This is a genomic window from Micromonospora sp. CNZ303, assembly GCF_004345505.1.
On sequence record NZ_SLVT01000023.1, the window covers coordinates 110,126 to 130,496 of the forward strand.

Annotated in this window: 20 protein-coding genes; 13 read left to right on the plus strand and 7 right to left on the minus strand. The window is 74.6% G+C overall.

The features are described from left to right. The first annotated feature begins 203 nt into the window (after positions 1-203). Genes EV374_RS28260 through argH form a run of 5 tightly spaced genes read left to right on the plus strand, consistent with a single transcriptional unit; the run spans position 204 to position 5,860 of the window. Complete coding sequence (locus EV374_RS28260; RefSeq protein WP_486486009.1) at positions 204-1,694, plus strand: aspartate aminotransferase family protein; 1,491 nt, start codon at positions 204-206, stop codon at positions 1,692-1,694. Next, a complete protein-coding gene (argF, locus tag EV374_RS28265; RefSeq protein WP_132240193.1) occupies positions 1,691-2,668 on the plus strand; it encodes an ornithine carbamoyltransferase in 978 nt (325 codons plus the stop codon). Before EV374_RS28260 ends, argF begins: the two co-directional genes overlap by 4 nt. Next, the gene (locus tag EV374_RS28270) at positions 2,665-3,180 is read left to right on the plus strand and encodes an arginine repressor (protein ID WP_132240194.1); all 516 of its coding nucleotides are present in this window, start codon (positions 2,665-2,667) and stop codon (positions 3,178-3,180) included. Before argF ends, EV374_RS28270 begins: the two co-directional genes overlap by 4 nt. Further along, complete coding sequence (locus EV374_RS28275; RefSeq protein WP_132240195.1) at positions 3,177-4,382, plus strand: argininosuccinate synthase; 1,206 nt, start codon at positions 3,177-3,179, stop codon at positions 4,380-4,382. Before EV374_RS28270 ends, EV374_RS28275 begins: the two co-directional genes overlap by 4 nt. 14 nt (positions 4,383-4,396) lie before the next feature. Then, entirely contained in the window at positions 4,397-5,860 is a 1,464-nt protein-coding gene (gene argH / locus EV374_RS28280) for an argininosuccinate lyase (RefSeq protein ID WP_132240217.1), read from the plus strand. Positions 5,861-5,901: 41 nt separating this feature from the next. Here argH and EV374_RS28285 read toward each other — a convergent pair whose 3' ends face one another. Both EV374_RS28285 and EV374_RS28290 read right to left on the minus strand, forming a co-directional pair. Further along, a complete protein-coding gene (locus tag EV374_RS28285) occupies positions 5,902-6,258 on the minus strand; it encodes an MmcQ/YjbR family DNA-binding protein (protein ID WP_132240196.1) in 357 nt (118 codons plus the stop codon). 50 nt (positions 6,259-6,308) lie between these two features. Continuing rightward, positions 6,309-6,725: a DNA-binding protein gene (locus tag EV374_RS28290; protein WP_132240197.1), complete on the minus strand. Its 417-nt coding sequence runs from the start codon at positions 6,723-6,725 to the stop codon at positions 6,309-6,311. A 93-nt stretch (positions 6,726-6,818) separates the two neighbouring features. Between EV374_RS28290 and EV374_RS28295 the strand changes: the two genes are divergently transcribed. The 3 genes from EV374_RS28295 to EV374_RS28305 all read left to right on the plus strand — a co-directional run bounded on the left by EV374_RS28295 (position 6,819) and on the right by EV374_RS28305 (position 9,338). After that, positions 6,819-7,448, plus strand: a complete 630-nt coding sequence (locus tag EV374_RS28295) for a DNA-3-methyladenine glycosylase (RefSeq protein WP_486486014.1) — start codon at positions 6,819-6,821, stop codon at positions 7,446-7,448. 154 nt (positions 7,449-7,602) lie between these two features. Next, entirely contained in the window at positions 7,603-8,718 is a 1,116-nt protein-coding gene (locus EV374_RS28300) for an LLM class flavin-dependent oxidoreductase (protein WP_132240199.1), read from the plus strand. Then, complete coding sequence (locus tag EV374_RS28305) at positions 8,715-9,338, plus strand: FMN reductase (protein ID WP_132240200.1); 624 nt, start codon at positions 8,715-8,717, stop codon at positions 9,336-9,338. Before EV374_RS28300 ends, EV374_RS28305 begins: the two co-directional genes overlap by 4 nt. A gap of 48 nt (positions 9,339-9,386) precedes the next feature. Here the strand turns inward: EV374_RS28305 and EV374_RS28310 are convergent, their stop codons facing one another. The 3 genes from EV374_RS28310 to EV374_RS28320 all read right to left on the minus strand — a co-directional run bounded on the left by EV374_RS28310 (position 9,387) and on the right by EV374_RS28320 (position 14,023). Then, entirely contained in the window at positions 9,387-10,244 is an 858-nt protein-coding gene (locus EV374_RS28310; protein WP_132240201.1) for a universal stress protein, read from the minus strand. Positions 10,245-10,371: 127 nt separating this feature from the next. Next, positions 10,372-11,268: a universal stress protein gene (locus EV374_RS28315; RefSeq protein ID WP_132240202.1), complete on the minus strand. Its 897-nt coding sequence runs from the start codon at positions 11,266-11,268 to the stop codon at positions 10,372-10,374. 49 nt (positions 11,269-11,317) lie between these two features. Further along, positions 11,318-14,023 (minus strand): cation-translocating P-type ATPase, encoded by a 2,706-nt coding sequence (locus EV374_RS28320; RefSeq protein ID WP_486486010.1) that lies wholly within the window; start codon positions 14,021-14,023, stop codon positions 11,318-11,320. 250 nt (positions 14,024-14,273) lie between these two features. Between EV374_RS28320 and EV374_RS28325 the strand changes: the two genes are divergently transcribed. After that, positions 14,274-14,750, plus strand: a complete 477-nt coding sequence (locus EV374_RS28325; protein WP_132240204.1) for a cyclic nucleotide-binding domain-containing protein — start codon at positions 14,274-14,276, stop codon at positions 14,748-14,750. A 75-nt stretch (positions 14,751-14,825) separates the two neighbouring features. On the opposite strand, the gene EV374_RS28330 is transcribed toward EV374_RS28325, so the two are convergent. Then, on the minus strand, positions 14,826-15,080 hold the full coding sequence (locus EV374_RS28330) for a hypothetical protein (protein WP_132240205.1): 255 nt from the start codon (positions 15,078-15,080) through the stop codon (positions 14,826-14,828). A gap of 95 nt (positions 15,081-15,175) precedes the next feature. On the opposite strand from EV374_RS28330, the gene EV374_RS28335 reads away from it, so the two are divergent. The 3 genes from EV374_RS28335 (at position 15,176) to EV374_RS28345 (ending at position 17,806) form a co-directional block, all read left to right on the plus strand. Next, complete coding sequence (locus EV374_RS28335) at positions 15,176-15,658, plus strand: GNAT family N-acetyltransferase (protein ID WP_132240206.1); 483 nt, start codon at positions 15,176-15,178, stop codon at positions 15,656-15,658. Between the two features lie 52 nt (positions 15,659-15,710). Beyond that, positions 15,711-16,355: a hypothetical protein gene (locus EV374_RS28340; protein ID WP_132240207.1), complete on the plus strand. Its 645-nt coding sequence runs from the start codon at positions 15,711-15,713 to the stop codon at positions 16,353-16,355. Positions 16,356-16,486: 131 nt separating this feature from the next. Further along, positions 16,487-17,806, plus strand: coding sequence for a hemolysin family protein (locus tag EV374_RS28345; RefSeq protein WP_132240208.1), 1,320 nt, complete (start codon positions 16,487-16,489; stop codon positions 17,804-17,806). 204 nt (positions 17,807-18,010) lie between these two features. Here EV374_RS28345 and EV374_RS28350 read toward each other — a convergent pair whose 3' ends face one another. After that, positions 18,011-18,394, minus strand: coding sequence for a PaaI family thioesterase (locus EV374_RS28350; RefSeq protein WP_207914625.1), 384 nt, complete (start codon positions 18,392-18,394; stop codon positions 18,011-18,013). Positions 18,395-18,498: 104 nt separating this feature from the next. Between EV374_RS28350 and tyrS the strand changes: the two genes are divergently transcribed. Next, entirely contained in the window at positions 18,499-19,785 is a 1,287-nt protein-coding gene (tyrS, locus tag EV374_RS28355; RefSeq protein ID WP_132240218.1) for a tyrosine--tRNA ligase, read from the plus strand. Positions 19,786-20,371: the final 586 nt, after the last annotated feature.

Genomic DNA, 20,371 nt, shown 5'->3' on the forward strand with positions numbered 1-20,371 from the left:
GACAAGGAGGGTGCCGTGAGAGCGAGGAGTGCGGGAGCGGAGCGACCAAGCCCCGCAGTCGCGAACGGAGAGGGTGTCGTGAGAGCGAGGAGTGCGGGAGCGGAGCGACCAAGCCCCGCAGTCGCGAACGAACCGGACACCGTCAGCGCGCGGGGCGGGTCCGTCAGCCCTGCCGCCGCCAACCAGGAAGGCACGATCGCCGGATGAGTACGCTCGTCGAGCGCTGGGCACAGTCCATGATGGACAACTACGGCACGCCGCCGCTCGCCCTCGTCGCCGGCTCCGGCGCCGTCGTGGTCGACGACGCCGGTCGGGAGTACGTCGACCTCGTCGGCGGCATCGCGGTCAACGCCCTCGGTCACGCCCACCCGGCCGTGGTGGCCGCCGTGTCGAAGCAGATCGCCACCCTCGGGCACGTCTCGAACCTCTACGTCGCCGAACCGCCGGTGGCTCTCGCCGAGCTGCTGCTGGCCCTGGCCGGGCGGCCGGGACGGGTCTTCTTCGCCAACTCGGGCGCGGAGGCCAACGAGGCGGCGTTCAAGCTCTCCCGGCTGACGGGCCGCACGCACGTCGTCGCCACCCGGGGCGGCTTCCACGGCCGGACGATGGGCGCGCTCGCCCTTACCGGCCAGCCGGCCAAGGCCGACCCGTTCCGCCCGTTGCCCGGCGAGGTGACCCACGTCGACTTCGGCGACGTGGCGGCCCTGGAGGCGGCGGTCACCGACGCCACCGCGATGGTGATCCTGGAGCCGATCCAGGGGGAGAACGGCGTGGTGGTCCCGCCGGCCGGCTACCTGGCCGCCGCACGCCGGATCACCGCCCGGCGCGGCGCGCTGCTGGTGCTCGACGAGGTGCAGACCGGTGTCGGGCGTACCGGGCACTGGTTCGCGCACCAGGCCGAGGGGATCGAGCCCGACGTGGTGACCCTGGCCAAGGGCCTCGGCGGCGGGCTGCCCATCGGCGCCTGCCTGGCCTTCGGCCGCGCCGCCGAGTTGCTGGCCCCCGGTTCGCACGGCACCACCTTCGGCGGCAACCCGGTGAGCTGCGCCGCCGCCCTCGCGGTGGTGTCGACAATCGCCAGCGAGGGGCTGCTCGACCACGTCACGCGGGTCGGCGAGCGGCTGCGCCGGGGGATCGAGGCGCTCGACCACCCGCTGGTCGACAACGTACGCGGTGCGGGCCTGCTGCTCGGCGTGGTGCTCACCGCGCCCGTCGCCAAGGTGCTCGCCGAGGCGCTGAGGGAGGCCGGCTTCCTGGTCAACCCGGCGCAGCCCGGCGTGCTGCGGCTCGCGCCGCCGCTGATCCTCACCGTCGCCCAGGCCGACGACTTCCTGGGCGCCCTCCCGGCCGCCCTCGACGCGGCGTCCCCGGCCGCCGCCGGCTCGATCCCGGCCGCCGCCGCTGCCGCCTCCGTCCCGGCGACTGTCGGCGCATCCCCGGCTGCCGCCGCCGGCTCCGCCGGCTCCGCGTCGGATCTTGGTGAGAAACGTCCCCTCCAGGGGCCGGAACCTACCAAGATCTCGACGCCGCCCACCGCACCCACCGCACCCACCGCGTCGACGCCGCCCACCGCGTCGACCGCCTCGACGCCGCCCACCGTGTCCACGCCGCCCACCCTGCCCACCCTGCCCACCGCGCCAAGGCTGTCCACCGGCGGCGGGGCGATACCGAGCACGACGGAGGCGGGGGCGTGATCCGGCACTTCCTGCGGGACGACGACCTGAGCCCCGCCGAGCAGTCGGCGGTGCTCGATCTGGCGGCGCGGATGAAGGCCGACCGGTTCGGTCACCGGCCGCTGGCCGGGCCCCGGTCGGTGGCGGTGCTGTTCGACAAGCAGAGCCTGCGTACCCGGTTCTCGTTCGACGTGGGCATCGCCGAGTTGGGTGGGCACCCCCTCGTGGTGGACACCCAGGTCACCCACTTCGGGCGGGGCGAGACCCTGGCCGACGCCGGCCGGGTGCTGTCCCGCTACGTCGCGGCGATCGTGCTGCGTACCCACGGCGACGACCGGATCGCCGAGGTGGCCGACGGCGCCAGCGTGCCGGTGGTCAACGCGCTCACCGACGGCTTCCATCCCTGCCAGCTCCTGGCCGACCTGCTCACCGTCCGCGAGCACTGCGGCGGCACCGCCGGGCGGACGCTGGCGTACGTCGGCGACGCGGCGAACAACCTCGCCCACTCGTACCTGCTCGCCGGGGCGACCGCCGGCATGCACGTCCGGGTCGCCGGGCCGGCGGGCTTCGGCCCCGACCCGGATGTGGTCGCCCGGGCCGCGAAGATCGCCGCCGGCACCGGGGGGTCGGTGCAGGCGCTGACCGACCCGGTGGCGGCGGTGGCCGGCGCCCACGTGGTCGCCACGGACACCTGGACCTCGATGGGGCAGGAGGACGACGGGCTGGACCGGACCACCCCGTTCCTGCCGTACCAGGTCAACGCCGCGCTGCTCGGGCACGCCGCGCCCGACGCCGTCGTGCTGCACTGCCTGCCCGCGCACCGGGGCGAGGAGATCACCGACGAGGTGCTCGACGGCCCGCAGAGCGTCGTGTTCGACCAGGCGGAGAATCGGCTGCACGCCCAGAAGGCGCTGCTGACGTTCCTCCTCGGGGCCGCGCCCGCCGCCCCGGACGCAGCGGCGCCGGGCGTCGCCGCGACCAGGGAGACACCATGACCGCCCCGCTGACCCGTGCCGCCCGGCACGCCCGCATCGTCGAGCTGATCCGCGACAAGGCGATCCACTCGCAGACCGAGCTGGCCGACCTGCTCTCCGGCGACGGCATCCAGGTCACCCAGGCCACCCTCTCCCGGGACCTCAAGGAGTTGGGCGCGGTCACCGCGCGCGGCGGCGACGGGCGGGCCGTCTACCTCATCCCCGAGGACGGCCACCGGCCGCTGCGCGACGCCGAGGCGGCACCGGCCCGGCTGGTCCGACTGCTGCGCGAGCTGCTCAACGGGGTCGACGCCAGCGGCAACATCGCCGTACTGCGTACTCCGCCGGGCGCAGCCCAATACCTGGCCAGCGCGTTGGACCGGGCGGGCCTGCCCGAGGTCGTCGGCACCATCGCCGGCGACGACACCATCCTCGTCGTGGCCCGCGAGGCCGTCGGCGGGGCCGCGCTCGGCGACAAGCTCGCCGGCTGGGCCCGCCGCGAAGAGAACGTCGAAGGGAACACCACACCATGACCGAGCGGGTCGTGCTCGCCTACTCCGGAGGGCTCGACACCTCCGTCGCCATCCCGTACCTGGCCGAGGAGACCGGCGCCGAGGTGATCGCCGTGGCGGTGGACGTCGGGCAGGGCGGCGAGGACCTCGACGCCATCCGGCAGCGCGCCCTGGACTGCGGCGCCGTGGAGTCGGAGGTGGTCGACGCGCGCGACGAGTTCGCCGCCGGGTACTGCCTGCCGGCCATCCGCGCGAACGCGCTCTACATGGACCGCTACCCGTTGGTCTCCGCGCTGTCCCGGCCGTTGATCGTCAAGCACCTGGTGGCTGCGGCGCGCAGGCACGGCGGCACCATCGTGTCGCACGGCTGCACCGGCAAGGGCAACGACCAGGTCCGCTTCGAGGTCGGCCTCGGCGCGCTCGCCCCCGACCTGAGGATCGTCGCGCCGGCCCGGGACTTCGCCTGGACCCGGGACAAGGCGATCGCCTACGCCGAGGAGAAGGGGCTGCCGATCGACGTGTCGGCGAAGTCCCCGTACTCCGTCGACCAGAACCTGTGGGGCCGCGCCGTCGAGACGGGCTTCCTGGAGGACATCTGGAACGCGCCCGTCGAGGACCTCTACTCGTACACCTGCGACCCGGCGCAGGAGCGCGACGCCGACGAGGTCGTGATCACCTTCGACGCCGGCGTCCCGGTGGCGATCGACGGCGAGACCGTCACCCCGTACCAGGCGATCCGGGAGCTCAACCGGCGCGCGGGCGCCCAGGGCGTCGGCCGGCTCGACATGGTCGAGGACCGCCTCGTCGGCATCAAGAGCCGCGAGGTGTACGAGGCACCGGGCGCGATCGCGCTGATCACCGCCCACCAGGAGCTGGAGGCGGTGACGGTGGAGCGGGACCTGGCCCGGTTCAAGCGCGGCGTCGACCAGCGCTGGGGGGAGCTGGTCTACGACGGCCTCTGGTTCTCGCCGCTGAAGCGCGCGCTGGACGCGTTCATCGACGACGCGCAGCGGCACGTCACCGGCGAGGTGCGGCTGACCCTGCACGGCGGCCGGGTCACCGTCACCGGGCGCCGCTCCGAGGCCAGCCTCTACGACTTCGGCATGGCCACCTACGACACCGGCGACACCTTCGACCAGTCCCTGGCGAAGGGCTTCGTGCGGCTCTGGGGCCTGCCCAGCGAGATGGCCGCCGCACGGGACGCCCGGTTGGGCGGCTGCTGACCATGACCACCAGAATGGGCGCCGTGGACGACAAGAGCCTGACCGAGAACAGCGCCGCCACCAACCGCACGAGCCTGTGGGGCGGCCGATTCGCCGGCGGCCCCGCCGAGGCCCTGGCCCGCCTGTCGGTGAGCGTGCAGTTCGACTGGCGGCTGGCCCCGTACGACATCGCGGCCTCCCGGGCGCACGCCCGGGTGCTCGCGGGCGCCGGCCTGCTCGACCCGGACGAACTGGGCCGCATCCTCGCCGCCCTGGACGACCTGGAGGCCGCCTGCGCCTCCGGGCAGTTCCGTCCCACGGTCGACGACGAGGACGTGCACACCGCCCTGGAGCGCGGCCTGCTGGAGCGGCTCGGCAGCCTCGGCGGCAAGCTGCGCGCCGGCCGGTCCCGCAACGACCAGGTCGCCACCGACCTGCGGCTCTACCTGCGCGACCACGCCCGGGGCGTGGCCGGTCGGCTGGTCGAGCTGGCCGAGGCCCTGGTCGAGCAGGCCGAGCGGCACGTGGAGACCGCCGCACCCGGCATGACGCACCTCCAGCACGCCCAGCCGGTCACGTTCGGGCACTGGCTGCTGGCCCACGTGCAGCCGCTGCTGCGCGACCTGGAGCGACTGAGCGACTGGGACCACCGCACGGCGGTCAGCCCGCTCGGCGCGGGCGCGCTCGCCGGCTCCGGCCTGCCGCTGGACCCGGTGGCCGTCGCCAAGGAGCTGGGCTTCCGCACGTCCTTCGCCAACTCGATGGACGCGGTCGCCGACCGGGACTTCGTCGCCGAGTTCCTCTTCGTCACCGCGATGATCGGGGTGCACCTGTCCCGCCTCGGCGAGGAGGTGGTGCTCTGGACCTCGCAGGAGTTCGGCTGGGTGGAGCTGGACGACGCGTTCGCCACCGGTTCGTCGATCATGCCGCAGAAGAAGAACGCGGACATCGCCGAGCTGGCCCGGGGCAAGTCCGGCCGGCTCGTCGGCGGGCTGATGAGCGTGCTCACCATGCTCAAGGGCCTGCCGATGAGCTACGACCGGGACATGCAGGAGGACAAGGAGCCGGCCTTCGACGCGGTCGACACCCTGGAGCTGCTGCTGCCGGCGCTCGCCGGGATGATCTCCACGATGACCGTACGCGCCGACCGGCTCGTGGCCGCCGCGCCGGTCGGGTTCTCCCTCGCCACCGAGGTCGCGGACTGGCTGGTGCGCCGGAACGTGCCGTTCCGCGACGCGCACGAGATCACCGGCAGGCTGGTGGCGCTCTGCGTGGCCCGCGACTGCGCCCTCGACGAGGTCAGCGACGACGACCTCGCGGCGGTCAGCGAGCACCTCGACCCGTCGGTGCGCGACGTGCTCTCGGTCCGTTCGGCGCTCGCCGCCCGGACCACGCCCGGCTCGACCGGTCCCGGGCCGGTCGCCGACCAGCTCGCCGCCGCCGCCGACAAGCTCGCCGGCTGGCGGGAGTGGGCCGCCGAGCGGGTCGTACCCCGCTGAGTCGCCGACCCCGCGCGGCGCTGCCGGCGTCGCGCGGGGTTTCAGCCCGCCGGGCGCTCCCGCTTCGGCAGCTTCGCCACCACCGCGTCGTACGAGGCGTCGACCGCCTCGATCAGCTCCTCCTCGTCGATCCCGCCGGCCAGGCGCAGCGTGTTCCAGCCGGCGCGCCCGATGTACGGCGACGGCCGCGCGTCGCCCGGGTGCCGGTGCAGCCACTCGTCGGCCACGTCCCGGCTCGGGCCGCACTTCACCCCGACGGTCGGCTGGTCGCCGCCGGCGGAGCCGAGGAAGGCGAAGATCCGGCTGCCGACCTTCACCACCTCGTCGCCCTCCCACGGCCGGTCGAGCCAGGCCCCCGGCTTCCCCAGGCAGTACGCCAGCATCTCCTCGCGCGTCATCGCGTCCTCCTCGACACCGATCCCGCGCCCAGTCTCGTCCATCGGCGGCGTCACTCGGTGGTGGCGGTGCGGGCGGAGAGTCGTTCGAAGCGCTGCTTGGCGGCCTGCGCGCTGCCCAGCCCGAGCCCGTACGCGATCTGCTGCCAGGTCAGTCCGCGGCTGCGTGCCAGCGTCAGCAGCCCCGCCTCCATCGTGTCGACCTCGGCGCGCAGGTGCGGGACGAGGGTGAGCGCCGCGACGAGGTCCGCCTCGTCGACGGGCTCCTCGCCGGGCTCGACCTCGGCCCCGCCGGCGGCCAGGGCGGTGACGAGCGCGACCGCCTCGTAGGTGTCCGGCAGGTAGGGGTTGGTGTGCCGGCGGCGTTGAGCCTCGGTGCCGGCGTGCCGCTCGGCGATCCGGTGCAGCGCCGCGTAGGTCCGGTGGGCCCGGGACGCGCTGGCGTCGGGGGCGGTGAAGGAGTCGGTCATGCGAACACCCCATCACGTCAACGTAACGTTGTCAACGGATTGTTGATAAGTGCCCGGCGTCGGGTGGCGCCGGCGGATAGGGTCGGTGCCGTGGTGGCGTACTCCGACTCCCGTCCCGCCGACCTCGCGGGGCTGGCCGACCTGCTCGCCGGCCCGGTGGTGCCGGCCGCCCGGCGCCTGCTCGGCTGCCGGCTGACCGCCGGCGACGTGACCGTCCGGATCACCGAGGTCGAGGCGTACGCCGGGACGGCCGGCGACCCGGCCTCGCACGCGCACCGCGGTCGCACCCCGCGCAACGCCGTCATGTTCGGGCCGGCCGGGCACGCCTACGTCTACTTCACCTACGGCATGCACTGGTGCATGAACGTCGTCACGGGCGTCGAGGGGGAGGCCTCGGCGGTGCTGCTGCGCGCCGGCGAGGTGGTCGACGGCGTCGAGGCGGCCCGGGTGAGGCGCCCCGCCGTACGCCGGGACGTCGATCTCGCGCGCGGGCCCGCCCGGCTCTGCGCGGCCCTGGGCATCGACAAGAGCGCCTACGGCCGCTGGCTGCTCGGCGACGGTCCGGTCCGGCTGCGCCCGGCCGACGTGCCGGTGCCCGACGAGGCGGTCGCCGCAGGGCCGCGCGTCGGCGTCACCGGCGCGCACGACGTGCCATGGCGGTTCTGGATCGCCGGCGACCCGACGGTCAGCGCCTACCGCCGGCACGTGCCGCGTAGCCGCTGACCTGCGCGGCGACCGCTGCGGGGCGACGCGGGGAGGCGTGACGGCGGCCACTGGCGGTGCCCCCGGTGGCGGAATAGTTGACTCGTCAAGCATGTTGTGCGGTGCGTCCGGGCGCCGCAGCGGCCCCGGCCAGGGACAACGCGAGGAGCTGGTCATGCAGTTCGGAGTCTTCACCGTCGGCGACGTCACGGTCGACCCGACCACCGGTCGCGAGCCGACCGAGCATGAGCGGATCAAGGCGATGGTCACGATCGCGCTCAAGGCCGAGGAGGTCGGCCTCGACGTCTTCGCCACCGGCGAGCACCACAACCCGCCGTTCGTGCCGTCGTCGCCCACCACCATGCTGGGCTTCATCGCCGCCCGCACCGAGCGCCTGCTGCTCTCCACCTCCACCACGCTGATCACCACCAACGACCCGGTGAAGATCGCCGAGGACTACGCGATGCTCCAGCACCTCGCCGACGGCCGGGTGGACCTGATGATGGGGCGCGGCAACACCGGGCCGGTCTACCCGTGGTTCGGCCAGGACATCCGCAACGGCATCCCCCTCGCCATCGAGAACTACGACCTGCTGCACCGGCTCTGGCGCGAGGACGTGGTCGACTGGAAGGGCCGCTTCCGCACCCCGTTGCAGTCGTTCACGTCGACGCCGCGCCCGCTCGACGGCGTGCCGCCGTTCGTCTGGCACGGCTCGATCCGCAGCCCCGAGATCGCCGAGCAGGCTGCCTACTACGGCGACGGCTTCTTCGCCAACCACATCTTCTGGCCGAAGGAGCACACCCAGCGGATGGTCGGGCTCTACCGGCAGCGCTACGCCCACTACGGTCACGGCTCCGCCGACCAGGCCATCGTGGGCCTCGGCGGGCAGGTGTTTATGCGGCGCAACTCGCAGGACGCGGTACGGGAGTTCCGGCCATACTTCGACAACGCGCCCGTCTACGGACACGGCCCGTCGCTGGAGGAGTTCACCGCGCAGACCCCGCTGACCGTCGGCAGCCCGCAGCAGGTCATCGACCGCACGCTGGGCTTCCGCGACTACGTCGGCGACTACCAGCGCCAGCTGTTCCTCATGGACCACGCCGGCCTGCCCCTGAAGACCGTGCTGGAGCAGCTCGACCTGCTCGGCGAGGAGGTCGTCCCCGTGCTGCGCAAGGAGTTCGAGTCGCTGCGCCCGGCGCACGTGCCGGCCGCGCCCACCCACGCGTCCCTGCGGGACGCCGCCACCAGCGGCGACGCCGCGGACCGTGCCGGGACGGGAGCGGGCCGATGACCCGCCGCACCCTCGCCGTGGTGTCGGCCGGCCTGGGGCGGCCCTCGTCGACCCGGCTGCTCGCCGACCAGCTCGCCGCGGCCACCCGCGACGAGCTGGCCCGGCGCGGCGACGACGTCGACGTGCGCCCCGTCGAGCTGCGCGAGCACGCCCACGACGTCGTCAACCACCTGCTGACCGGCTTCCCGTCGCCCGCGCTGCGGGAGGTGCTCGACACGGTCACCGGCGCGGACGGGCTGATCGCCGTCACGCCGATCTTCCACGCCTCGTACAACGGGTTGTTCAAGTCGTTCTTCGACCTGGTCGGATCCGGCGCGCTCGCGGACCGGCCGGTGCTGGTCGGCGCCACCGGCGGAACGGCCCGGCATTCGCTGGCGCTGGAGCACGCGCTGCGTCCGATGTTCGCCCACCTGCGGTCGGTCGTGGTCCCCACCGCGGTCTTCGCCGCCGGTGAGGACTGGTCCGCCGGGTCCGCCGACGGTGCGCTGCGGGCGCGGATCGCCCGCGCCGGCGGCGAGCTGGCCGACCAGGTCCACCGGCGGCCGGCGTCCACCGGCCCCGCCGACCCGTTCGCCCTCACCACCAGCTTCGACGAGCTGCTCGGCGGTCGGGACCACTGATCGCCGCCGACCCGCCGACCCCGACCGGGGTCGGCGGGTCGGGGCACGTCAGCGGGCGTGACCGTACGGGCGGGCCACCAGCACCGGGCAGTGCGCGTGCTGCACGAGGGCCTGGCTGACCGAACCGAGCAGCAGCCCGGCGAATCCGCCCCGGCCCCGGGAGCCGACCACCACCAGCGCCGCGTCCCCGCTGGCCTCGACGAGTGCCTGCTCGGCCTTCGGCGCCCGGAGCACCCGCGCCTCGACGGCCAGCCCCGGGTGGCTGCCCCGCACGGCCGCCTCGGCGGTGGCCAGCAGCTCGGTGGCCTGCGTCTCCGTCGCCTCGTCCGCCGACGCGCGGTCCGGCGGCCCGACGTGCAACAGCACCAACCCGTCGCCACGGCGGGCCGCCTCGTCGGCCGCGTACCCGACCGCCAGCTCGGCGGGCTCCGACCCGTCCACCCCGACCAGCACCGGTCCGGCGACGGGGATCGGCTCCTCGGCGGGGCGCACCACCAGCACCGGGCAGTGCGCGTGGGCGGCCACCTGCGTGCCGACCGAGCCGAGCAGCAGCCCGGCGAAGCCGCCCAGCCCCCGGCTGCCCACCACCACCAGCTCGGCCCGCCGGGACTCCTCGACCAGCGTCGCACCCGGCCCGCCCGCCACCTGGCGTACCTCGACGGTCAGCCCCGGGCAGCGCTCGGCGAGGTCGGCGGCCGTCGTCTCCAACATCTTCTGCGCCTCCTCGGTCGGCGCCGGCAACCCCAGGTCGTACGGGTTGACCGGCACGCCGTAACCGAGTGGATGCAGGTAGCCGTGCACCAGGTGCAGGGGGCGGGACCGCAGCACGGCGGCCCGGGCGGCGTGCTCCGCCGCCAGCAGGCTCGCCGGTGATCCGTCCACACCCACCACCACGGGTCGGTTCATCAGCCCTCCCAGAGATCGCTCAGGCCATTGTCGACGGGGCACCGCCGACCCGCCGGCATTTGCGTCGACGCCGTCGCGCCGGCCGGGGGAGCGGCCGACGCGACGGCGTCGTGGTGCGGTGACCGGATCAGGACGCGTCGGCCCGCTTCGGGTGCCGCACGATCACCAGCGGGCAGTGCGCGTGGTGCAGCACCGCGTGGCTGACGGAGCCGAGCAGCAGCCCGCCCAGCGCGCCCCGGCCGCGCGCCCCCACGACCACCAGCTGGGCCTTCTTCGACTCCTCCACCAGTACGCCGCCCGGGGAGCCCCGGACCAGCCGGTGCTGCACCGGCACGTCGGGGTAGCGCTCGGCGAAACCGGCGACGGACTCCGCGAGGGTCCGTTCCTCGTCCGCGGCGTAGGCGTCCAGGTCGTACGCCAGGGGCAGGACGTCACCCGGGCCGACCGGCGTGGGATAGAGCCAGGCCTGCACGGCGAGCAGCGGGGCGCCCCGGCGGCTCGCCTCCTCGAAGGCGAACGCGACGGCCTCGAGGGAGCACTCGGAGCCGTCGACGCCCACCACGACCGGGCCGTCGGCGCGCTGCTCGCCGCGCACCACGAGGACGGGGACCTGCGCGTGGGCGGAGACCTGCACGGTGACGGAGCCGAGCAGCAGCCCGGCGAAACCGCCCAGGCCCCGGTGGCCCAGCACCAGCAGGGCGGCGTCCCGGGACTCCCCGAGCAGGACGGGGGTCGCCGCGCCGTCGACCACCACGCCGGTCACCGGCACGTCCGGGGCGGTCCTGGTGGCCTCGGCGATCGCCTCGGCGACGTACCGCTCGGCCTGGTTGCGCAGACCGGCGCCGGCCGGCGCGCCCTCGGCGGCACCGAGCGGGGCGCGCGTCAGGGGCCAGATGAAGGCGTGCACGACCCGCAGCGGACGCTGCCGCTGCGCCGCCTCCCGCGCCGCCGCCCGGACCGCGTCGAGCGCGGCGGCCGAGCCGTCCACACCCACCACGACGGGGGCACCGGTGTTGATGGTCATCGAATCCTCCTTCGTCCACCTTCAGCCTGCTCCGTCCGCACGCTACCCGTCAGAGGCGGTCGTCCCGACCAGCGGGACCTTGGTCCCGAATCGCAGGCTGGCGGTCACCGGCCGGGCCGTCCGACACCGACGTGAGCCGCCCGGGCCGACCGACGCCGGCCACCGCCTCCGGACCCGGCGCGCTCCCGTCCGGCAGGGGCGCGTCCGCCGGTCCGTCGCCGCCACCCGGGCGGCGGGCCAGCCGCAGCACCAGCCCGGGCAGCACGCTGACGGCGGCGCAGGCCAGCAGCTCCGCCGCGTCGAGCGGCTGCGTGCCGAGCAGCTCCCGCAGCGGCGGCAGCAGCACCCCGGCGACCTGGAGCAGCGCGGAGACCGCCACCGCGACCGGCAGCGCCAGGTTGCCGCGCCGGACCCCGCGCGGTCGTGGCGCGCGGACCGCGAGCGCCACCCCGAGCTGGGCCAGGCCGAGCACCACGAAGACCACCGACTGCCAGGGTCGGTCCCAGTGCGCGGCGAGCACGCCGGCACCGAGCACCACGGCCGCGATCAGACCTCCGGTGACCAGCACGTCGCGGCCCAGGCCGGCCCCGAGCACCGACTCCGACGGGGAGCGCGGCGCCCGGCGCAGGGTGCCGGGCTCCGCCGGCTCCGCGCCCAGCGCCACCCCCGGCACGCCGTGGGTGAGCAGGTTCACCCAGAGGATCTGCGCCGGCAGCAGCGGTACGGCCAGCCCGAACAGCGGACCGAGCAGCATCACGGCGATCTCGGCGACCCCGCCCGAGAGCGCATAGCGCAGGAACCGCCGGATGTTGTCGTAGATGCGGCGGCCCTCGCCGATCGCGGCGGCCACCGTGGACAGGTCGTCGTCGACGAGCACCAGGTCGGCGGCCTGCCGGGCGACCTCCGTACCGCCGCCCATCGCCACCCCGATGTCGGCGCGACGCAGCGCGGGGGCGTCGTTCACCCCGTCGCCGGTCATCGCCACCACGTGCCCCCGCGACTGGAGGCCGGCGATGATGTCGAGCTTCTGCTCCGGCTGGGTCCGCGCGAACACCCGCGCCTGCGGGTGCGCCCGTGCCGGGTCGCCGTCGTCCCCGCGTACCACCGGGTCGCCCTCGCGCCAGAGCCCCAACTGGCCGCCGATCGCCGCGGCGGTCGCCGGGTGGTCGCCCGTGACCAGCACCAGCCGGACCCCGGCGTCGTCGAAGCTGCCCGCGATGTCGGCCGCGCCCGCGCGCAGCGGGTCGCCGACGGCTACCAGCCCCGCGGGCCGCAGCCCGACCGGCCGGGCGGGATCGGCCGGCGGGGCGTCCACCACGGCGGACGCGACGGCCAGCACCCGCAGCCCCTCGGTGGCCAGCCGGTGCGCGACGGCGGTCAGCTCGGCGATCTCCTCGCCAGAGGCGTCGACCAGCGGCGCGGCCAGCACGTTCTCCGGCGCGCCCTTGCACACCACCAGGTACCGCCGGTCGCAGGAGCGGTGCACGGTGGTCATCCGGCGCAGCTCCTGGTCGAAGGGGTGCTCCGCGATGCGCGGCCACGCCGACCGGGTGAGCTCCGGGTCGAGGCCGCACCGGCCGGCGAAGGCGACCAGGGCCGCCTCCAACGGGTCGCCGACGGCGGCCCACTCCGGCCGCTCGTCGGTCGGCGGGGCCAGGGTCGCGTCGTTGCAGAGCAGCCCGGCGCGCGCCAGGCGGCGCAGGTCGTCCGGTACGGCCACCGGCGCGCCCTGCTGGTGGACGGCGCCCTGCGGCGCGTAACCGCTGCCGGTGACGCCGTAGCGGGAGCCGCCGGCGGTCACGGCGTGCTGCACCGCCATCCGGCCCTCGGTGAGCGTGCCCGTCTTGTCCGAGGCGATGACGGTGACGGAGCCGAGCGTCTCGACCGCGTGCAGCCGGCGGGGGATGGCCCTCGCCCCGGCCATCCGGCGCGCGCCGAGGGCGAGGGCGAGGGTGACGACCGCCGGCAGCGACTCGGGCACGGCCGCCACCACGAGGCTCACCGCGGTGACCGCCATGTCGACCACCGGCCGCCCGCCGACGACGCCGATGACGAAGACCAGCCCCGAGAGAACCACCGCGGCGAAGCCGAGCATCCGACCGAGCCCCGCGAGGCGGCGCTGCAACGGGGTGGCGGCGGGCCGGGTGGACGCCACCAAGGCGGTGATCCGGCCGAGCGCGCTCGCGGCGCCCGTGCGTACCACCGTGCCGGTGGCCCGCCCGGTGGTGACCACGGTCCCCGCGCTGGCCTCCTCGCCCACGGCCCGGGTCACCGGCACCGACTCCCCGGTCAGCGCCGACTCGTCGACGCTCAGCCGGGCCGCCTCGGCGAGCAGCAGGTCGGCCGGGACCACGTCGCCGGCCTCGACCCGCACCAGGTCACCACGGACGAGGTCGGCGGCGGGCAGGACGACGTCCCGGCCGTCCCGCACGACCCGGGCGGTGGGCGCGGCGAGCTGGTCCAACGCGGCGATCGCCCGGTCGGCGCGGACCTCCTGCACCACGCCGATGGCGGTGTTCACCAGCACCACCAGCACGATCACCGCGGTGTCCGGGTAGTCGCGCAGCACGGTGGTGACCACGGCGGCGGCCAGCAGCAACGCCACCAGCGGGTCGCTGAGCTGGTGCAGGACACGCCCGCCCAGACGGCGCCGGGCCGGCGCGACCGCCGCGTTCGGCCCCTCCGCGCGCAGTCGGGCGGCGGCCTCCGCCGAGCTGAGCCCGGCCGCCGGCCTGGTCGACGTGTCAGCGGGCACCGGTACGCCCCCGCAGCCGCCGTTCTCCGCACCGTCCCACAACGCCCTCCGCCCTGCCGGCGCCGACGCGGCGCACCGTCCTGATCCCACCCTCGTCCCGCCGGACGGCACCGGCCAGGGGAGTTCCGCCCGCGCGACCCGGGACCAACGGCCCTTGCCGCCCACGGCCGGCGTGCGGTGCGATGGGAGCCGGCACGACCCGTCGCGGGTGTCCGGCCACCGCCGGCCCGGTTCGACGAGAGGGGCACGCATGACCACCCTGGACGTACTGCGCGCGCATCCGTTCCTTGCCGGACTGCCCGAGCCCTGGCTGCCCCGACTCGCCGGGCACGCCCGGCCGGTGGTCTGGCACCCCGGGCACCGGCTGTTCCGGGCCGACGGGCCGGCGGAGCGCTTCTGGCTGGTCCGCACCGGCCGGGTCGCGCTCGACTTCGCGGTGCCCGGCCGGGGTGACGTGGAGATCGAGACGATCGGCGCGGGTGGGGTGCTGGGCTGGTCGTGGCTGTTCCCGCCGTACCGCTGGCAGTTCGGGGCGGTGGCCGCGCAGCGCAGCACGGCGGTGGAGTTCACCGCCGAGGGGGTGCGCCGGCTGATGGAGTCCGACGACGCGCTCGGCCGGCAGTTGACCACTCGCTTCATGAGCGTCGTGGTGGACCGGCTGCACGCCGCCCGGGGCCGGCTGCTCGACCTCTACGGCTACCCAATGGACGCCCCGCCCGCCGACTGATCCGTCCGGCCCGCGTCGCCGCCGGTCATCCCGACCAGGCGGCCAGCCCGACCGCGACCACGTGGACGCTGTCCGTCATCCGTCGCCGACCGGCCGGCCGCGCACCACCAGCTCATCGACCTCCAGCCTGCCGATGCGCAGCTCGCGGATGACCGCCCGGCGGATCACCAGCCGCCCGATCGCGAGCGCGCCGACGGCGGCGGCACCGCAGGCCAGCGCCCCCACGGCCAGCGCCCCGACCGACGCCGCCCCCGCCGCCCGCGCGCCCGCCGCCGCCGCGCCGGTGGCGCTCGTCCCGACCACCCGCGCGCCCCGTACCGTTCGTCCCATCCCGCCATTGTCGGCGCACCGCCGGCGGCGTGCGCCGGGATCATGCGCACCCGACCCGCGATCCGGTGTCGGTGGCCGGCCCTATCCTCGGGCCCGTGACCGCCGAGCTGCGCCTGCGCCCCGTCCGCGACGACGACCTGCCCCACTTCTTCGCCCACGAGCAGGACGCCGAGGCCAACTGGATGGCCGCCTTCGGCCCGGAGGACCCGGCCGACCGGGAGCGCTTCGACGCCCACTGGCGCCGCGTGCGCGCCGACGAGCGCAACGTCCCGCGCACCGTGGTCGTCGGCGACGAGGTCGTCGGCCACGTGGTCGCGTTCCCGGCCGACGGGCGCACCGAGGTCAGCTACTGGATCGACCCGCGACGCTGGGGCCGGGGCCACGCCACCGCGGCGCTTGCCGCGCTGCTGCGCGAGCTGCCCCAACGGCCGGTGCACGCCCGCGCCGCCAAGGACAACCGCGCCTCGCTCGCCGTGCTGCGCAAGTGCGGCTTCGTCGTCATCGGCGAGGACCGTGGCTACGCCAACGGCCGGGGCACCGAGGTGGAGGAATGGGTGCTGGAGCTGGCCGGCGACTGACCTGCCGCCGCCCGCCGGGTCACCGCATCCGCGCGAGCACTACTCTCGCGGGGTGAACTGGCTGGAACTGATCGGCTGGACCGGCTCCGCGCTGCTGGTCTGGTCGCTGCTGCAGACGCGCATCCTCCGGCTGCGTGCCCTGAACCTGGTCGGCTGTCTGATCCTGATCGGTTACAACGCCGCCGTGCAGGTCTGGCCCATGGTCGGGCTGAACGTCGTACTCGCCGTGATCAACGTCTGGTACCTGCGGAGCATGCTCGCCACCCGCCACGACGAGGCCACCTACCAGGTCGTCGAGGTCGGCGTCGACGACCAGTTCCTGGCCCACACGCTGAGTGTGCACGCCGCCGACATCGCCCGGTTCAACCCCGGCTTCCGCTGGCCCCCCGGCACCGCCGCCGAACGCTCGGCCTTCCTGGTCGTACGCGCCGACGAGGTGGTCGGCGTGGTGCTGTCGCACGCCGAGGCCGACGGCGTGGCGCAGGTCGACCTCGACTACGTGACCCGGCGGTTCCGGGACTTCACCCCGGGCGAGTTCGTCTACCGGCGCAGCAGCCTCTTCACCGACCGCGGCTTCCGCCGGGTGATCACCCCGCCCGGCATGGTCGCCCCGTACTACCACCGGCTGGGTTTCCGCCCCGAGGGCCGCTCGTACGCCCTCGACCTGCCCGCCCCGCCGGTGGCCGGGCGGATCTGATCACACACCGCCCGGGGCGAGGATTCGCCGGCCGGTCCGGTGGGCACAGAGTGCCCTACGCCGGCCGGGGCCTTCGGCCGGCGGTGCCCGTCGTACCGGCGGGCACCTGTTCCGCGTGAGGAGAGCCGGGCGTGCAGAGCATCTGGACCCAACTGGCCCTGGTCGGCGTCCTGGTCGTCCTCAACGCGGTCTTCGCGGGCAGCGAGATGGCCCTGGTCTCGCTGCGGGACAGCCAGATCCAGCGGCTGGAACGCACCAGCCGGGCCGGGCGGGTGCTGGCCCGCCTCGCCAAGGACCCGAACCGCTTCCTGGCCACCATCCAGATCGGGATCACCCTCGCCGGCTTCCTCGCCTCCGCCGCGGCGGCGGTGTCGCTGGCCAAGCCCCTCGTACCGCTCCTCAGCGCGCTCGGCAGCGCCGCCGAGACCGTCGCGATCGTCGCGGTCACCCTGGTGCTGACCTTCGTCACCCTGGTCTTCGGCGAGCTGGCCCCGAAGCGGATCGCCATGCAGGCCGCCGAGCGGTGGGCCCTGCTGGTGGCCCGCCCGCTCGACCTGCTCTCCTCCGTGACCCGACCGGCCGTCTGGGCCCTCGGCGCCACCAGCGACCTGGTGGTACGCCTCGTCGGACTCAACCCGAAGCACGAGCCCGACGAGATCGGCCCCGACGAGCTGCGGGACATCGTCGCCGGCAACCACGGCTTCACCAAGGAGCAGCGGACCATCATCGCCGGCGCCGTCGAGATCGCCGACCGGCAGCTGCGGGCGGTCCTCGTACCCCGGTTGCAGGTCTTCACGCTCGACAGCGGCACCACGGCGGAGGCCGCGCGGCTGCTGCTGGCCGCCACCGGCCACTCCCGGGCGCCGGTGGTCCGGCACGGCGGCCTCGACGACGCGGTCGGCGTGATCCACCTGCGTGACCTCGTGGGCGTCCCCGACGACCGGCCGGTCGACGAGTGCGCCCGCCCGCCGATGCTGCTGCCGGACTCCCTGCCGGTGGTGGACGCGCTGCGGCAGTTCAAGGCCGAACGCCAGCACATCGCCCTGGTGGTCGACGAGCGGGGCGCGGTCGACGGGATCGTCACCCTGGAGGACATCCTCGAGGAGATCGTCGGGGAGATCTACGACGAGACCGACCGGGACGTGCGCTCCGTGCGCACCGAGCCCGACGGCGCCCTGCTGCTCCCCGGCACCTTCCCCGTGCACGACCTCGTCGATCTGGGCGTCGAGTTGCCCAGCCGTCCCGGCGGCGACTACACCACCATCGCGGGACTCCTGCTCGCCTGCCTCGGCCACATCCCCACCGTGGCGGGGGAGAGCGTCGTCGTGGACGGCTGGGAGCTGGAGGTGACCCGCATCGACCACCGCGCCATCGTCGGGGTCCGGCTGCGCCGGCGGGCCGAGTCGGCGCCCGAAGAGGCCGAGGCCGTGCTGGACGAGGCCCGGGGCTGAACGCGTCCCCGCTGCCGCCGTGCGGCAGGCCGGGGTCCTCCAGCACGTTGCGGCGGATCACCGCCGGGGTGTGCGTGTCCTCACGCGTCTCGGCCGGCGGCGCCGTCACCGCGCCTCGACCGGTCAGGCCGGGCGCTCGGCAGTCAGGCCGGGCCCTCGGCAGTCAGGCCGGGCCCTCGGCAGTCAGGCCGGGCCCTCGGTGGGTCAGGCCGGGTAGAGGTTCTGCAGCCGGACCTGGCCGCGGGCCACGAGCCGGTCGTCGGCGTCGGTGATCTCCACCTGCCAGAGCTGCTGGCTGCGCCCCCGGTGCACGGGGGTGCCCACGGCGGTCAGTTCGCCGTCGCGGACCGCGCGCAGGAAGTCCGTCTGGTTCGACACGCCCACGACGCGTCCGCGCTCGCCGAGCCACAGCGACCCGCCGATGCTGGCGGCCGTCTCGACCACCGAGCAGTACACGCCGCCGTGCTGGATGCCGAACGGTTGGTGCAGCTCGGGGCGGACCTGCCAACGGATCACCACCCGGTCGCCGTCGACCTCGTCGAGCTTGAGGCCGAGCAGGGCGACGAAGCCACCCGTCAGATCCGGCATGTCCACGGCGTTCCCTCCTCGATCCGGCGCGGCCAGCCTACGCCGCCGGCCACCCGGCAAACCCGGTACGTTCCGTTCCCGGTCATGGGGGAGAATCGGTGACCGTGACCGACAGCAGCCCCCCGCCGCCCGGGCGGGACTCCCTGACCGACGACCTGCGGTGGCGGGGCCTGATCCAGGACTCCACCGGCCTCGACGAGCTGCGTGCGCTGCTCGACGGCGGCTCCGCCGCCTACTACGTGGGCTTCGATCCGACGGCGCCGAGCCTGCACGTCGGCCACCTCATGCAGGTCGCCACGGCCCGCCGGCTCCAGCTCGCGGGGCACCGTCCGCTGCTGCTCGTCGGCGGCGCCACCGGGCAGATCGGCGACCCGAAGGAGAGCGCAGAGCGGAGCCTCAACGCCCCCGAGGTGGTCGCCGGCTGGGTGGCGCGGATCCGCGACCAGCTCGCCCCCTTCGTCTCGTACGAGGGCGAGAACGCGGCGCGACTGGTCAACAACCTGGACTGGACCGGCGAGATGTCGGTGGTCGAGTTCCTCCGCGACGTCGGCAAGCACTTCCCGGTCAACAAGATGCTGGCCCGGGAGGTGGTCAAGGCCCGGCTGGAGAGCGGCATCAGCTTCACCGAGTTCAGCTACCAGCTGCTCCAGGCGAACGACTTCTTCGAGTTGCACCGCCGGCACGGCTGCCGGCTCCAGTTCGGCGGCTCGGACCAGTGGGGCAACATCACCGCCGGCGTCGACTACGTCCGCCGGCGCGGTGCCGGGCCCGTGCAGGCGTTCACCACGCCGCTGGTGACGAAGTCCGACGGCACGAAGTTCGGCAAGACCGAGGGCGGCGCCATCTGGCTCGACCCCGAGATGACCAGCCCGTACGCGTTCTACCAGTTCTGGGTCAACGTCGACGACCGGGACGTCAGCCGCTACCTGCGCTACTTCAGCTTCCGCTCCCGGGAGGAGCTGGAGGCGCTGGAGAAGGAGACCGCCGAGCGACCGGCGGCCCGGGCGGCGCAGCGGGCGCTCGCCGAGGAGCTGACCACGCTGGTGCACGGTGAGCGGGAGATGGCGCAGGCGGTCGCCGCGAGCCAGGCGCTCTTCGGCCGCGGCTCCCTGGACGACCTCGCTCCGGCCACGCTGCGGGCCGCGCTGACCGAGGCCGGCCTCGTCCACGTCGACGAGCTGCCCGACGTCGCCGGGCTGCTCCGGGACTCCGGGCTGGTGCCGAGCCTCAAGGAGGCGCGCCGGGTGATCGCCGAGGGCGGCGCCTACGTGAACAACACCCGGATCACCGAGACCGACGCCACCGTGGGCCCCGGCGACCTGCTGCACGGTCGGTACCTGGTGCTGCGTCGGGGCAAGCGGTCGTTCGCCGGGATCGAGCTGCGCGGTTAGCCGTACGGTCCCGACGTGACGTGGGACGCCCCCGGTGGATTTGACGATCGATCCGCCGGGGGCGTAACTTTCTCTCTGCCAGCGCGGAACGGACGAACCGGAGCAAAGTTTCCGGAGGCCGGGCGCGGCAACGAGCTTTCGGGTCCGGCGAGTTGCACTCACCGGCCCGTGACCGGGCGGTGCCCCGGATCCACCGCGAGGCGGATTTGGCGAGGCGGAGCCGACCGGGTATGGTTCATCGCCGGTAGGGAACCGGGCGAGCTCGCGGGAGACCGCAGCGGTCGGCCTACCGGAAGTCACGATCGACAACGGCGCGAGCCGATGTCGCGTGGCGCCCGGAAAATGGGTTGAAGTGGTGCGGATCGCTACGAAGCGGTTTGACACGGCGGAAACCACCGGGTAACGTAGTAAAAGTGCCCGGCGCGGGAAGCGGCGGACATGACGAACGAAATGCCCCGGGTCGGGTGCTCCACGGTGTGGGGTTTTCGGGCGGTGTGTGGTTGTTCTTTGAGAACTCAACAGGGTGCTTGATAAGCCAGTGCCAATTATGATTTATACCCTGGACTGGTCGGGCTTCGGTTTGGCT